The following is a 14,023-nucleotide window of genomic DNA, read 5'->3' as shown; positions in this document are numbered from 1 at the left end:
GAGAAGAAGGGGCACGAGGAGTATGAAGGCCTTCCGGCTTGACGAACTGGAAGCGGAACGCGCCGCGAACGACGGGGCGTACCTGCAGTTTCTGCGCGAGCGGAACATGTCGGTCGGGCTGTACGCGCTCGACGCCGGCCAGAGCGACCCGCAGTCCCCGCACCGTCAGGACGAGGTGTACTTCGTCGTCAGCGGCCGGGCCTCGATCACCGTCGGGGACGAGACGACGATGGTGGCGCGTGGCAGTGTCGTCTACGTGCCGGCCGGGGTGCCGCACAAGTTCCACCACATCACCGAGGACCTGAAGGTGATGGTGGTCTTCTCACCGCCGGAGGGCTGATCCCCCTAGGGGGCGGATCAGGGGACTCCAAGGGCTTCGGGCGGCCCATTCCCCTCCCCGCCCTCCTAGCATCGAAGGCAGGAAGTCACAGACCAGGAAGAGGTTGAGGCCATGAACGGCATCCGGGAGATATTCGCAGGCATGCCCTGGTGGGTGAAGTGGGTGGCGGTTCCGCTGCTGGCCCTCTTCGTCTTCGGTGGCCTCATCACCGCGCTGGTCGGTTTCGTCTTCAAGGCACTGCTGTTCGTCGCCCTCGTCGCCGGCCTGATCTTCGTCGTGAAGCGCTTCACCGGCGGGGGCTCCGCCAAGTCCTCGGGGAGTGGCTGGTAGTCCGCACAGCGGTTAACCCACCTGGGGGAACGTGGCCCGGGAAACCTCTCGGGCCCAGGCATGCGGTGGATAGAGTGACGACCCGTGCCGTCCCTGGGCGCAGCCCCCGATGAACCGCGCTGACCAGCGGTGATGCGGACAGCTGCCGAGTTACGACGCCCAGGAGACGCGGACGCGCGGGGGCGGCCCCCGCAGGACGGGCCCGCGAGGCCCGCCGCCACGCCTGGGGGTGAGCTTTGGCAGCGGTTCACAATGCCGGTGTGCCGACTCTGATCGGTTCGGTGCAGAGGGCGCTGAGACTGCTGGAAGCGGTGGGATCCCATAGCGAGGGAGCCCCGGCCAAGCAGCTCGCGCGCGAGGCCGGGCTCCCGCTACCCACCGCGTACCACCTGCTGCGCACCCTGACCCACGAGGGCTATCTGCGGCGCGAGAGCGGAGTCTTCGTTCTCGGCGACGCCGCCGAGCGGCTGGCCGGTGGTGGATTGCAGCAGAAACGTCGCAGCATGATCCTCGACTCGCTCGCCCACTTCCGCGACACCGTCGGGGCGCCCGTCTACTTCGCGGTCTACCGCGAAGGCGAGATCGAGATCGTGGGGGTCTCGGACACTCCCGACAACCCCGCCTGCCAGGAGTGGGCCGACTTCCGCAGGACGGGCCACGCGCACGCCATCGGGCAGTGCCTGCTCGGCCAGCTCGACGAGGACGCCCGCCGGGACTACTACGACCGGCACCCGGTCGACGCGCTCACCCCGTACACGGTGCGGGACATGCGCGCGCTGGAGCAGCGCATCGGCTCGATGCGGCTCATGCAGCCGGTGATCGAGCGTCAGGAGTACGCCCTCGGAACGGTGTGCGCCGCCATCCCGATTACAGCGGGTGACATCGCCGCGACCATGGCCATTTCGCTCCCCTTGCACCAACAAGACCGATTGCTCTATGCGGTTGGGCGGCTGCGGAGTGAAGTAGGCGCGCTGTTGAGCACCCTCTCCTTCTCTATCAGTATCTGAAAACTCACTCCTTGTGATCTGCTAGCGCTTCCACCACCCTTGTCAAGAGGGCCTTGGGGGACCATTCCTGGCCACTTCCAACACTGCGGGGTAGGAAATGCGCGAGTCGGTACAGGCAGAGGTCATGATGAGCTTCCTCGTTTCCGAGGAGCTCGCGTTCCGCATCCCGGTGGAGCTCCGGTACGACGCCGGTGATCCCTACGCGGTCCGCCTGACCTTCCACCTTCCCGGAGACGCCCCGGTGACCTGGGCGTTCGGCCGGGAGCTCCTCCTCGACGGGATCAACAAGCCCTGTGGCGACGGGGACGTGCACATCGCCCCCACCGACCCCGACGAGCTCTCCGACGTCCACATCCGGCTCCAGGTCGGTGGCGACCGGGCGCTGTTCCGGGCCGGCGCGGCGCCGCTGGTGGCCTTCCTGGACCGGACCGACCGGCTGGTTCCGCTCGGTCAGGAGCGCACGCTGGGTGACTTCGAGGAGAACCTCGACGAAGCGCTCGGCAAGATCCTGGCCGAGGCACGGCAGAACGAGCAGAACGCGGGCTGAGCCGCCGCGTGTGCGCGGCCGGCGTCAGCGCTTGCGCCTGCGGCCCCGCCCGCCGCGGCCCGGTGCGGCGGGCGCCCGGCCGCCGGCACCGGTGGCCGCGGATGCCGGCCGGTCGGCCGACACCACCAGCGCGGCCAGTGCCGTCGTCACCGGCACCGAGGCCACGAGCCCGATCGAGCCGACCAGGGTCCGTACGATCTCCTCCGCGATCAGCTCGCTGTTGGCCACCGCCCCCACGCTGCTGTTCGCGATCGAGAACAGCAGCAGCAGCGGCAGCGCGGCGCCCGCGTACGCCAGCACCAGGGTGTTGACCACCGACGCGATGTGGTCGCGGCCGATCCGGATCGCCGCCCGGTACACCGCGCGCGGCCCCATCTCCGGGTCGGCCTGGTGCAGCTCCCACACCGCCGAGGTCTGGGTGACCGTCACGTCGTCGAGCACACCCAGCGATCCGATGATGACGCCGGCGAGCAGCAGACCGCTCATGTCGATGTCCGGGTACAGCCCGTGGATCAGCCCGGTGTTGTCGTCGGTGTTGCCCGACAGGAACGCCCAGTCGATGAGGACCGAGCCCATGACCCCGATCAGCAGGAGCGAGACGAGCGTGCCCAGGACCGCCACCGAGGTCCGGGCGGTCAGCCCGTGGCACATGTAGAGCCCGATCAGCATGATCGCGCTGGCCCCGATCACCGCCACCAGCAGCGGATTCGAGCCCTGCAGGATGGCGGGGAGGATGAACATCGTCAGGATCGCGAAGCTGACCGCGAGCGCGACGAGCGCGAAGAACCCGCGCATCCGGCCGACCACCACCACGACCAGGGCGAAGACGCCGGCCAGCAGCGCGATCGGGAACTTCCGGTTCACGTCGATGACGGAGTACTGCAGGTCCTGCGGCGCGTCCGGCGCGTAGGCGACGACGACCTCCTGCCCGTTCTCCAACTGCCGCGGTGCGCCCGGCTGCACGATCTCGACGAAGGTCCGCCCCTTGTCGGGACCGGTGCCGACCTCGATGGTCGCCTTCTTGCACTCGCCGGTCCGGGCCGCCTGCGCCTCGCGCCCCTGGGGGGTGGTGGGGTTGGCCGTCGACGGCACCTGTGCGGCGTTCACCGATTTGCAGTCGACATTCTCCAGCGCGACGACCTTGGCCTGCTGGGTCTGCCGGTCGAAGCCCACCCCGGTGCGCTCGTGTCCCGGGGCACCGCCGGGCCAGAGCATCGCCATGCCCACGAAGACAGCGACGGCGAACGGGATCAGTACCGCCGCGATGACCTTGCGCAGGTGCTTCGAGACCGGGGCGGCCGGCCCGTGCCCATGGCTGTGCCCATGGCTGTGTCCGTTGCCGTGCCGGTTGCCGTGCCCGTGGCTGTGACTGCTGGGGTCGGTGGGTCGGCCGGGCTCGGTGGGGGGCTGCGGGGAGGATGTCACAGGCAGATCATCGCAAGAGATGAGAGGGCCCACTGTTCAGCACGCCACACAGGACGCTAGCGTGGGGGCACCTTTGCACAACGCGGGAGCTCGGAGCACCGGGCTGAGAGGGCGCTGATCACCGTACGCGCATCACATGTATGCGTACGGGAGGAGGCTGCGCCGACCGCCGAACCTGTTACCGGGTAATGCCGGCGTAGGGAGATAGGTCTCATGACCATTCAGGACGCAACGACGCCTGCCGTCAGCCAGGACGGCACCGGCGGGGAACAGCGCCAGCCGGGCTGGCACAAGGGGTACGTCGCGGGCTCCCGCCCCGACATCCGGGTGCCGGTACGCCAGGTCCACCTCACCAACGGCAAGGACGTGACGCTCTACGACACGTCCGGTCCGTACACCGACCCGCAGATCGAGACGGACGTCCGCCGCGGCCTCGCGCCCCTGCGCGAGAACTGGATCATCGGCCGCGGCGACACCGAGGAGTACGCGGGACGCCCCGTGCGCCCCGAGGACGACGGCATCAAGCACACCTCGCCCCGCGGCGGCCTCAAGAACCTCGACGCGGTCTTCCCCGGCCGCCCGCGCCAGCCCCGCCGGGGCCGGGGCGGGGCCGCCGTCACGCAGCTCGCGTACGCCCGCCGCGGCGAGATCACCCCGGAGATGGAGTACGTCGCGATCCGCGAGAACGTCTCCCCCGAGGTCGTCCGCGAGGAGATCGCCGCGGGCCGCGCCGTGCTCCCGGCGAACGTGAACCACCCCGAGATCGAGCCGATGATCATCGGCAAGCGCTTCCTGGTGAAGGTCAACGCCAACATCGGCAACTCCGCGGTCACCTCCTCCATCGAGGAGGAGGTCGACAAGATGACCTGGGCGACCAAGTGGGGCGCCGACACGGTCATGGACCTCTCCACCGGCCGCAACATCCACACCACGCGCGAGTGGGTGCTGCGCAACTCCCCCGTCCCGATCGGCACCGTGCCCCTCTACCAGGCCCTGGAGAAGGTCGACGGCCGCGCCGAGGACCTGACCTGGGAGATCTACAAGGACACGGTCATCGAGCAGGCCGAGCAGGGCGTCGACTACATGACGGTCCACGCCGGCGTGCTGCTGCCGTACGTGCCGCTGACCGCCCGCCGCAAGACCGGCATCGTCTCGCGCGGCGGCTCGATCATGGCCGCGTGGTGCCTGGCGCACCACAAGGAGAACTTCCTCTACACGCACTTCGAGGAGCTCTGCGAGATCCTCGCGACGTACGACGTCACGTACTCCCTCGGCGACGGCCTGCGCCCCGGCTCCATCGCGGACGCCAACGACGCGGCGCAGTTCGCGGAGCTCAAGACGCTGGGCGAGCTGAACACGATCGCCAAGCGGCACAACGTGCAGACCATGATCGAGGGCCCGGGCCACGTCCCGATGCACAAGATCAAGGAGAACATCGACCTCCAGCAGGAGATCTGCGAGGAGGCCCCATTCTACACGCTGGGCCCGCTCACCACGGACGTCGCCCCGGCGTACGACCACATCACCTCGGGCATCGGCGCCGCGATGATCGCCTGGTGGGGCACCGCGATGCTCTGCTACGTCACGCCCAAGGAGCACCTGGGCCTGCCCAACCGCGACGACGTGAAGACCGGTGTCATCACGTACAAGATCGCGGCACACGCGGCCGACCTGGCCAAGGGCCACCCGGGGGCCCAGGAGTGGGACGACGCGCTGTCGGACGCCCGCTTCGAGTTCCGCTGGGAGGACCAGTTCAACCTGGCCCTGGACCCGGACACGGCGCGCGAGTTCCACGACGAGACGCTTCCGGCGGAGCCGGCCAAGACCGCGCACTTCTGCTCGATGTGCGGTCCGAAGTTCTGCTCGATGAAGATCAGCAGAAGCATCACTGAGCAGTTCGGCGGCGAGGCGGACGCCACCGCGGAGGAGATCGAGGCCGGGATGCTGGAGAAGTCGAAGGAGTTCGCGGCTTCCGGCAACCGCGTCTACCTTCCGCTGGCCGACTGACCTGCGCAAACGAGGCCGGCCGACGACATCCGGGGGGAGTCGTCGGCCGGCCTTCGTCTTTCGTTGGGCTGATCCAGCTGACAGCAGACGCCCAGTCAGTGCACGGCCCTCTCCCATGCCACCCCTACGTGAGGCAGACCACCTCGACCCGCTGGACCAGGTTGTTGCCGAAGCCGCCGCGGTTCCAGGAGGCCGCGAGCGGCTGGGTGTGCCCGGCGGCGTCGGTGGCGCGGACGGTGAGGCGGAACGAGCCCGGCGTCGCCGTCCAGCTGGTGTGCCACGCGGCCCACGCCCAGGGCCGTGCCGGGTCGGCGGTCACCTCGGCGTCGGCCCAACTCTCCTCGCCGTCGCTACTGACCTCCACGCGGACCACCGGGCCGTGCCCGGACCAGGCGCGCCCGGCGATCGGGACGGGTCCGGGCCGGACGACTCGGGTGCGGGACATGAAGTCGGGGAAGCCGGGCGGGATCATCAGGGCACGAGGCGCGATGACCTCCACGGGCTCCCCCGGCTCGTCCGGGGTCTGCCGGTAGCGGTAGGCGACGGCCTGCTGGAAGCCGGTGAAGGGGGTGTCGGTGACGGTGATGTCACGCAGCCACTTGACGCTCGCCATGCCGTACCAGCCGGGCACGACAAGGCGCAGCGGGTGGCCGTGCTGGGGCGGCAGCGGAGCGCCGTTCATGGCGTACGCCACCAGCACGCCCTGGGCCGGATCGGTCGCCATGTCGAGCGGGAGGCCGCGCTGGTAGTCCTGTTCGGTGCCGCGTTCGACACCGTGGTCCGCGCCGGTGAATACGGCCTCGACGGCGCCCTCGACGGTTCCCGCCTCGGCGAGCAGGTCGGCCAGCGGGACGCCGGTCCAGTCGGCGGTGCCGACGGCCTCGACGAGCCAGGGCTGGCTGACGGGGCGGGGCGCGAGCCGGGCCCGGCCGTTGCCCGCGCACTCCAGGGTGACTCGGTGGGTGACCGGCGGACGCGCCCGCAGGGCCGTCAGGTCGAGGGAGAGGGGGCGGCGGACGAGTCCTCCGACCGTGAGCCGCCACGCGTCGGCGTCGGCAGAGGGGATGTCGTAGTGGACCAGGACGTAGTGGAGGCCGGGCGGGCTGGTGTCGTAGCGCAGGGCTTCGAGTGGTAGGCCGTGGTTGCGGGCGGCGAGGGCCAGCTCCGCGGTGCTGATCCCCTCGTCGAGTCCGGCCACGCGGCCCGGCGCGCTGACGTCCCTGAGATCCGGGATGCCGTCCATGTCTTCATGATGCGCCTCCGTCCGGCTCCTCTCATCCGCTGGCCTCCCGCCGGCACTCGGCCCTGGCCGTAGTTACAGGGGGGCGCCTGTTTGCTGGGCTGCTCGGAGGCGCTCGACCTGCCTGGTGATGAGGTCGGGCGGGAAGGAGGCGGTCCCGCCCACGTTGAGCGCGGTGAAGGACGCAATGGTGTTGCCGGTCCGGACGACGACGACCGTCTCGTTCCGGTCTCCCCCGCGCTCGGCGCCCAGCGGGATGGTCTCCGTGAAGCTGACCGCCTCGTCCCCGAATGATGGAGCCGGCCCCGGGGCGACCGTGGCGGTGAACTTTCCGGCCCAAGCCTCGCCGTCGTAGGTCCGGCAGGAGGAAAGCGACTGCCTGAGATCAGCGAATCGCTGCTCGGCTCTGCCGTTCTCATAGGAGGCGAGGGTTGAGCCGCCGCCCCAGATGTCGTCGTCCCAGTTGAAGGTCTGGAAGACGTGGGCGAGTGAACCCTTGGCATTGACCACGTCAATCAGCGTTTGACAGGAGGGGACAGAGGCTGGTGCGAAGGAAGGCCCGCTGCCCTCCGGCCCGGGTTCACGCACTTCGATGATGCCGTCGCGTACCTGTGGGACTTCGCCACTCTTGAAGGCGGCAGACTTCAGCTGCGCCAGTGTCAGAGGCGCCGCCGCAGCGTTGGGTGAGGACGACGCGGAAGGCGGTGGCTCACTCGGGGTGTTCGACGGGGGCGTTGTGGTGCATCCCGCTGCTGCGAACAGGGTTGCGATGGCAGCTGTCGGCAGCAGCCATCGCGTACGGGCGTGCAGGGGTCCCCCGGACTCGTGCGGATGAGAGATCGACGTTAGCGAGTGAGATGCCTGCTCACCAGCACTTTCCGATGAAGAATGCTGCCTGGAGATGTGCTCGATGAAGATCTCGCAGGACATCCGGCGTGAGCACGGCGGCGACCTGAAGGCGGACGAGATCCAGGCGGGCATGGCGGAGAAGTCCGCCGAGTTCGCCGCTGCCGGAAACCGCGTCGACCTGCCGCTGGCGGACTGACGCGGACCGACTGGGGGGAGTGCTGCTCCCGGAGGAACACCGTTCCCCGGGAGCAGCACCGTTTCCGCGCCGGCTCAGGGTCTTGCTCCGGACCCCGGGGTCGCGCCGTCACATCCGCGGGCCCTGGGCCGGTACGGCCAGGCGTTCCGCCGCGAAGACCCGGTTGGCCAAGGTCTGCCGACGGTAGGTCTCGGGCAGGTCGGGCAGGTCCAGCAGCCGGTCGCAGGCCGCGAGCGAGGCGGCCGGGTCGCCCACCCAGTACGCGGTGATCGAGTGCTCGAAGAGCAGCCCCCAGCGGTACACCCAGGGCTGGGTGAACAGCAGGTCGTCGGGGGCCGGCCGGTCCAGGCCGGCGCTGTTGAGGGCGTGGGCCGCGTGGTGACGGCCCCGCTGCCGGAGCCGGGAGGCCAGTTCGTAGCAGGCCTCCAGGCGTTCGGGGCGGGCTTCCCAGGCCCGGGTCAGCGCGTCCATCGCCGCCGGCCAGTCGCCGGCGTCCGCGTGCAGCACCCCGGCCTGGAGCAGGGCGAAGTAGACCTCCTCGGCCCAGCCGCCCATCGTCGCGCGCCGCTCGTACAGGCGGATCGCCCCGGCGGTGTCGCCCAGGTCGCGCAGCGTCTGGGCGAGGTAGAAGACGGTGCGGGTGTTGGACGGGTCGCGGCGCAGCTCGGCGCCGAGCAGCCGCGCGTCGCGCTCGAACTTGTCGTGGCGCGAGCCGCCGTCGGCGTGGTCCTCGATGACGAGGGCGTCCAGGTTCCGCTCGGAGTCCTCGCCCTCGCAGGTGAGGTACTCGTGGGTGACGCCCTCGTAGCGCCAGGCCAGGGAGCCGCGGACCAGCCGCTTGATGCGGTACTCGGTGGGGCCCGCGTGGCGCAGCATGTACGCGTCGGCGGTGAGCGGGGGCAGCGGGCCGGACCGGCGTACGACCAGGTCGGCGTCGAGCAGCAGCAGGTAGTCGGCCTTGCCGCGGGCGTGGGCGATGTTGAGGCTGCGGTTGTGGCCGAAGTCGACCCAGGGTTCCTCGTGCAGCTCACCGGGGATGCCGCGCAGGGTGGTGCGGATGAGGTCCTGGGTGCCGTCGGTGGAACCGGTGTCGGAGATGACCCAGGTGTCGATGAGGTCGCGTACGGAGCTCAGGCAGCGCTCGATGACGGCGGATTCGTTCTTCACGATCATGCACAGGCAGATGGTCGGTTTCACGGCCGGTGACCCTAGGGACGCCCGTGCCCGCCGGGCGGGCGGCTCGCCGGGGCCGGGCCGGTGGCCGCCGCGGACGCACCCGAGTGGCGGCGAGCCGCTGGTCCGTTCCGTTGACGGATGAGCGAGGCGTCGTGTCCATGGCTTCCGTGCTCCACAGGATGTGCCCCGGTAAGTCATTCGATCCGGTTTTCCCAAGGAGTGGCGTATGCGTCCCGTGAGTCCTGAGGACAGGACCCGTTCCTCGCTCGGCCCGTTGCCCCGGCGCGGCCGCTGGCTCGCCGGTGGCACTCTCGCGTCGGTGGCCCTGGTGCTGGCGGGCGTCACCTTCCCCGCCGTCGCCGCACCATCCCTCGCCTCGCCCCAGGACAAGCGGTGCAAGTCGTCGCACCACAAGCCGGAGCACTACGACGATGACGACAAGGCGAAGAAAGCGGCGGCCAAGAAGCCCGCCAAGAAGGCCACGAAGAGGGCGGCCGAGGCGCCGGCGCAGCAGCAGATGTCGTACGACAAGTGCAAGGTCGGCCCGACCGGTCCCCGCGGCCCGAAGGGCGACAGGGGTCCGCGTGGTCCGCAGGGCGAGCAGGGCGACCAGGGCGACCCGGGCGAGCAGGGCCGGCGGGGTCCCACCGGCCCGACCGGCCCGCAGGGCGACCCGGGCGAGCAGGGCCGGCGGGGCCCGACCGGTCCGACGGGTCCGCAGGGCGAGCAGGGCCCCCGGGGCTTCACCGGTCCGACGGGTCCGCAGGGTGAGCCGGGCCCGTGCTCGGACGTGGACGCCGTCGTCGTCGGTGGCATCGAGGGGCACGAGGTCAAGTCCGTCCTCACCGGGGGCCGGACCTACGTGGGTCTGCGCGAGCTCTCCCCGACGACCAACTGGATCTGGTACGACCTGACCGACACGGAATCGCCGGACGGCCGGCCGACGTACCCGCGTTCGGCGTGCGCCACCGCCGTCTCGGCGGCCGACGGCATTGTCCACGTCGAGGTTCTCACCCGTGAGGGCGAGGTCTGGGAGACGCTCTGCCGGATCAACACCACGACGAACCCGGACTCCCTGACCTGCAACGAGCAGTGGAGCCGGCTGCCCAGCCAGCCCGACCCGGGCGACCCGCCGCCGCTCGCGCGCTTCGGTGACCAGCCCTCCCGCCCGGCCGACCCCAACCACGCCCCCAAGGCGATGAAGTAGCCGACCGGGCCGCAGGGCCTACCGCGGCTCGGTCTCCGGGCCGCCGAAGTCCGGACTGGTGAAGTCCGGAGGCGTGTAGCCGGGCCGGGTTCCCTGTGAGGGGGAGCCCGGACTGGTGAAATCGGGCCGGGTGTACCCCAGGTTGGGGATGCGCCCGGCCCCCGGCGTGCGGGGCACCGGGAACCCGGTGCCCGAGCTCGGGTCGGCCAGCGCGTCCCGCAGGAACGGCACGATGCCGCGCTCCAGCAGCGCGTGCCGCCAGGCCTCCTTGGCCCGTGAGACCTCCTCGGGCACCGCCTCGGCCACGTCCGCCGCGACCTCCGTGGCACTGTTGCGCACGGCCGTCACGAGCAGTCCGACCGCCGCGCAGAGGATCGCCGCCGCGGTCAGCGCGCCGAAGAGCCAGCCGGCCGTCAGCATGGTGTCGGCGAAGGCCGGTTCGGGCTCGATCAGCTTCAGGATGTAGCCCACCAGCAGGAAGATCAGCATGGCGGTGCCCGCCAGGACCGGCGCGAGGACCGCCACCACGGCGCTGACCCCCGCCCCGCCGCCGCCGTCCCCGTCGTCCTCCTCGGCACGTGACGGCGCGAGCGGTTCGTCGCGCAGCTCCTCGCGGACCTTCACGTAGTGGTCGTACTCGGCGGCGGCCGCGGCCGTCAGCAGGGCCTGGGCGCCGATCGCCATCGTGCGCAGCTGTTCGGCGTTCAGCCGTTCGCCCAGGGTGGCGAGCTCGGGCCGGTCGTGCGCGGTGCGCAGCGCCTCGTCGAGGAGCCGGTCGAACTCCGGACGGTCCTCGGTCAGCAGATGCGGAGCGCTGGTCATGTGCATCCCCCGATGCTCCGCGTGGGCCGGTTTGCCCGCGTAGACCGGGCACCGGCACAAACGGAGGAGAGCCTGCTACGGATACGAGCGATGGTAGAGCGACTGCACCGTACGGTGACAGGGGCTTCGGAGAATTACCCCGGTCCGTGAACGCTCAGTCGCGCAGCGGTAGTTGCACGACCAGCAGTTTTCCGGCCATCGTGACGCCGCCGTCCATCGCGATGGCGAGCCCGTCCGCGTACACGTGCGGGCCGTCGACGGCCTCCGGGCCGCGGCTCTCGTCGCCGTCCTCGGTGCCGACCTCGCCCAGCAGGTAGGGGATCGGGCTGTGCCCGTGGACGACGCGGCCGCCGCCGTACGTGCTCAGCAGCTCGCGTACGGCGTCCGGGCCGCTCTCCTCGTCACGGAAGGCGAAGCGCTTGGTGAACTTCCGGAACAGGTCCCACGTGATCTCGGCGTCGTTGCGGTTGAGCAGCTCGTGGACGGTGTCGTTGACGTCCGCGATGGAGTCGCCGTAGTCGAGGTAGGCGGTGGTGTCGGAGTGCAGCAGCAGGTGCCCCTCCTCCAGGGCGGCCGCGTCCAGGCGCGACATCCACTGCAGGTGTACGTCCTCCAGCCGGTCCATGTCGGCGCGCTGGCCCCCGTTGAGCAGCCAGGCCGCCTGGAAGGTGGCGGTGCCGGCGCCGGACTGGATGGGCGTGTCGCCGAACCGCTTGGCGCCGATGAGCAGGAGCTCGTGGTTGCCCATGAGGGCCTTGCAGTAGCCGCCGGCCGCGGCGGCCTCGGCGGAGAGCCGCATGACGAGGTCGATGACGCCGATGCCGTCGGGGCCGCGGTCGGTGAAGTCGCCGAGGAACCAGAGCCGGGCGTTGCCGGCCGACCAGTGGCACTCGGCGTCGATGAGGGACTGCGCCTGGAGTTCGGCGATCAGCTCGTCGAGGTAGCCGTGGACGTCGCCGACGACGTACAGGGGGCCGGGACCGCCGGAGCGCTCGTCCTGGGCGGTGTAGTGGACCTGGACCGTGTCGCCGGGGCCGCCCGCGGCGCGGGTGATCACGGGGAGGTCCCGCTGGGTGGGCGTGTAGCCGTCGGGGTCCGCCGGGTCCTCGGCGGGCGGGGCGGCCGGGGCCGCGGGCGCGGCCGGCTCGGTGCCGTGGGGGGCGTACGGGGGCGTGTAGTCGGGGGCGTACCCGGGGCGCGGCGGGACGGGTGCGCTCTCGTCGTAGTACGCCGGGTACTCGCCGTAGACGGGACTCTCGTCGGGGTGCCCGCCGGACTCGGCGTACGCAGCGGTCCGGGGCGCGGGGACCGTGAAGTCCCGCAGCGTCTCCGTCCGCATCGCGGGTCCCTGACCGGCCCCCTGAGTCATCGACCCCTCCACCACCGTCGCGCTGCCGTACACCTGCGGACCCTCCTGGCCTCCGGGCCGGAGGGTCCGTGATGTCGTGCGCCCATCATAGGAATGCGGCTCGCGCTGTGTGACGCACCAGGGGTGGTGAATCCTGACCGGAGCCGCACGTTCCTGCCGTTTTCTCCTGTTTTGGCTACTTGTCAGTTCTGTGCGGGGGAGCGGGGCGGGCTCACCGTGGTGCGCGGCTGCCTGCGCTGCGAGGACGTGCGGACGATCAGTTCGGTCGGAACGACCTGTTCGACGGGGCGCCCGGTGTCGACTCCCTCGATGGCGTCGATGAGGAGCTGGACGACGGCCGTGCCGATGCGGCGGGGCTTGAGCGAGAGGGTGGTGATGGGGGGCTCGGTGTTGGCGTACACGGTGGACTCGCTGCAGCACACCAGCAGCAGGTCGTCGGGGACGCGCAGGCCGTAGCGGCGGGCGGCCGCGAGCAGATCGGTGCCGTTGGGGTCGAAGAGCCCGTAGACGGCGTCGGGCCGGTCGGGGCGGGCGAGCAGCCGGTCGGCGGCGACGGCGCCCGCGCACGGGTCGTGCGCGGGGTAGGACTCGTAGACGGGGTCCTGGCCGACGCGTTCGCACCAGTTGAGGTACGCGGTGGTGGAGAGCCGGGTGTAGGTGTCGGTGGTGGTGCCGGTCAGCAGCCCGATCCGGCGGGCGCCGGCGGCGGCGAGGTGGTCGAGCAGGTTGAGTACGGCGGCCTCGTGGTCGTTGTCGACCCAGGCGGTGACGGGGAGCGAGCCGGCCGGGCGGCCGTCGGAGACCACCGGCAGGCCCTGCCGGATCAGCTCGCTGAGCACGGGGTCGTGGTCGGAGGGGTCGATGACGATGGTGCCGTCGAGGGCGACGTTCGACCAGACGTCATGGCGGGAGGTGGCGGGGAGGATGACCAGGGCGTAGCCGCGGGCGAGCGCGGCGGAGGTGGCGGCCCGGGCCATCTCGGCGAAGTACGCGAATTCGGTGAAGGTGAAAGGTTCATCCCCATACGTCGTCACGGTCAGGCCGATGAGGCCCGACTTGCCGGTACGGAGGGTGCGGGCGGCGGCGGAGGGCCGGTAGCCCAGCCGGTCGGCCACCTCGCGGACGTGGCGGCGAGTGGCGTCCGGCAGCCTGCCCTTGCCATTGAGCGCGTCGGAGACGGTCGTGATCGAGACGCCCGCCGCGGCGGCCACGTCCCTGATGCCGGCCCGGCCCTGCCGGCCGGCGGCCCGCCGGGTGGTCTCGGTCCGGCTCACCTGATGCTTCCCTGCTGCTGTCATGGCAGGCCGATAGTAGGGCTCGGTGGGGTGGGTGGTCCGGGCGCATATGCGCCCGTTGACAGGCACGATTCTGCATGGTTCGTCACCCCCAATGACCTTGGAAACAAAGGAACTTGGTCGCGAAGGCCATGCGGGTAGCTTGTCGTCGGGTACGAGCATGCCAAAGCGCTTTGGTCTCGGACTGGTCTCAACTCACCTGCACGAGGGACG

The 14,023-nt window shown here is 70.8% G+C and carries 14 protein-coding genes and 1 riboswitch; of the genes, 7 read left to right on the top strand and 7 right to left on the bottom strand.

Going from position 1 to position 14,023, the window contains the following annotated elements:
- Positions 1-22: 22 nt before the first annotated feature.
- The 4 genes from ACIPXB_RS05080 (at position 23) to ACIPXB_RS05065 (ending at position 2,224) form a co-directional block, all read left to right on the top strand.
- Positions 23-340, top strand: coding sequence for a cupin domain-containing protein (locus ACIPXB_RS05080; protein ID WP_401444715.1), 318 nt, complete (start codon positions 23-25; stop codon positions 338-340).
- A 120-nt stretch (positions 341-460) separates the two neighbouring features.
- The gene (locus ACIPXB_RS05075) at positions 461-670 is read left to right on the top strand and encodes a DUF5326 family protein (protein WP_401445808.1); all 210 of its coding nucleotides are present in this window, start codon (positions 461-463) and stop codon (positions 668-670) included.
- A 269-nt stretch (positions 671-939) separates the two neighbouring features.
- Positions 940-1,677 carry an IclR family transcriptional regulator gene (locus tag ACIPXB_RS05070; protein ID WP_401445807.1) on the top strand — a complete coding sequence of 246 codons (738 nt, stop codon included), beginning with the start codon at positions 940-942 and terminating at the stop codon, positions 1,675-1,677.
- A gap of 97 nt (positions 1,678-1,774) precedes the next feature.
- Positions 1,775-2,224 carry an SsgA family sporulation/cell division regulator gene (locus tag ACIPXB_RS05065; protein ID WP_401444713.1) on the top strand — a complete coding sequence of 150 codons (450 nt, stop codon included), beginning with the start codon at positions 1,775-1,777 and terminating at the stop codon, positions 2,222-2,224.
- 24 nt (positions 2,225-2,248) lie between these two features.
- Here ACIPXB_RS05065 and ACIPXB_RS05060 read toward each other — a convergent pair whose 3' ends face one another.
- Positions 2,249-3,649: a YibE/F family protein gene (locus tag ACIPXB_RS05060; RefSeq protein WP_401444711.1), complete on the bottom strand. Its 1,401-nt coding sequence runs from the start codon at positions 3,647-3,649 to the stop codon at positions 2,249-2,251.
- Positions 3,650-3,721: 72 nt separating this feature from the next.
- Positions 3,722-3,869: riboswitch (TPP riboswitch) on the top strand.
- Here ACIPXB_RS05060 and thiC point away from each other — a divergent pair.
- Positions 3,863-5,656 (top strand): phosphomethylpyrimidine synthase ThiC, encoded by a 1,794-nt coding sequence (gene thiC / locus ACIPXB_RS05055; protein ID WP_401444708.1) that lies wholly within the window; start codon positions 3,863-3,865, stop codon positions 5,654-5,656. It overlaps the preceding riboswitch by 7 nt.
- A gap of 124 nt (positions 5,657-5,780) precedes the next feature.
- Here the strand turns inward: thiC and ACIPXB_RS05050 are convergent, their stop codons facing one another.
- Positions 5,781-6,899 (bottom strand): sulfite oxidase, encoded by a 1,119-nt coding sequence (locus ACIPXB_RS05050; protein WP_401444705.1) that lies wholly within the window; start codon positions 6,897-6,899, stop codon positions 5,781-5,783.
- Between the two features lie 72 nt (positions 6,900-6,971).
- Positions 6,972-7,406 carry a hypothetical protein gene (locus tag ACIPXB_RS05045; RefSeq protein ID WP_401444704.1) on the bottom strand — a complete coding sequence of 145 codons (435 nt, stop codon included), beginning with the start codon at positions 7,404-7,406 and terminating at the stop codon, positions 6,972-6,974.
- A 400-nt stretch (positions 7,407-7,806) separates the two neighbouring features.
- On the opposite strand from ACIPXB_RS05045, the gene ACIPXB_RS05040 reads away from it, so the two are divergent.
- On the top strand, positions 7,807-7,941 hold the full coding sequence (locus ACIPXB_RS05040; RefSeq protein ID WP_401444702.1) for a hypothetical protein: 135 nt from the start codon (positions 7,807-7,809) through the stop codon (positions 7,939-7,941).
- 108 nt (positions 7,942-8,049) lie between these two features.
- Here ACIPXB_RS05040 and ACIPXB_RS05035 read toward each other — a convergent pair whose 3' ends face one another.
- Entirely contained in the window at positions 8,050-9,138 is a 1,089-nt protein-coding gene (locus tag ACIPXB_RS05035) for a glycosyltransferase (protein ID WP_401444699.1), read from the bottom strand.
- Between the two features lie 205 nt (positions 9,139-9,343).
- Between ACIPXB_RS05035 and ACIPXB_RS05030 the strand changes: the two genes are divergently transcribed.
- Complete coding sequence (locus tag ACIPXB_RS05030) at positions 9,344-10,324, top strand: hypothetical protein (RefSeq protein WP_401444697.1); 981 nt, start codon at positions 9,344-9,346, stop codon at positions 10,322-10,324.
- A gap of 18 nt (positions 10,325-10,342) precedes the next feature.
- Here ACIPXB_RS05030 and ACIPXB_RS05025 read toward each other — a convergent pair whose 3' ends face one another.
- From ACIPXB_RS05025 to ACIPXB_RS05015, 3 genes are all read right to left on the bottom strand, one after another.
- Positions 10,343-11,152 (bottom strand): hypothetical protein, encoded by an 810-nt coding sequence (locus tag ACIPXB_RS05025; RefSeq protein WP_401444695.1) that lies wholly within the window; start codon positions 11,150-11,152, stop codon positions 10,343-10,345.
- A gap of 148 nt (positions 11,153-11,300) precedes the next feature.
- A complete protein-coding gene (locus ACIPXB_RS05020; protein ID WP_401444692.1) occupies positions 11,301-12,515 on the bottom strand; it encodes a metallophosphoesterase in 1,215 nt (404 codons plus the stop codon).
- 182 nt (positions 12,516-12,697) lie between these two features.
- A complete protein-coding gene (locus ACIPXB_RS05015; protein ID WP_401444689.1) occupies positions 12,698-13,813 on the bottom strand; it encodes a LacI family DNA-binding transcriptional regulator in 1,116 nt (371 codons plus the stop codon).
- Positions 13,814-14,023 lie beyond the last annotated feature (210 nt).

Origin of the sequence: Streptomyces sp. NPDC090022 (assembly GCF_044748145.1) — a bacterium.
In the GTDB taxonomy this organism is placed as follows: domain Bacteria; phylum Actinomycetota; class Actinomycetes; order Streptomycetales; family Streptomycetaceae; genus Streptomyces.
Note: the sequence above shows the minus strand (reverse complement) of the source record. Positions and strands in the feature narration are given on the sequence as shown.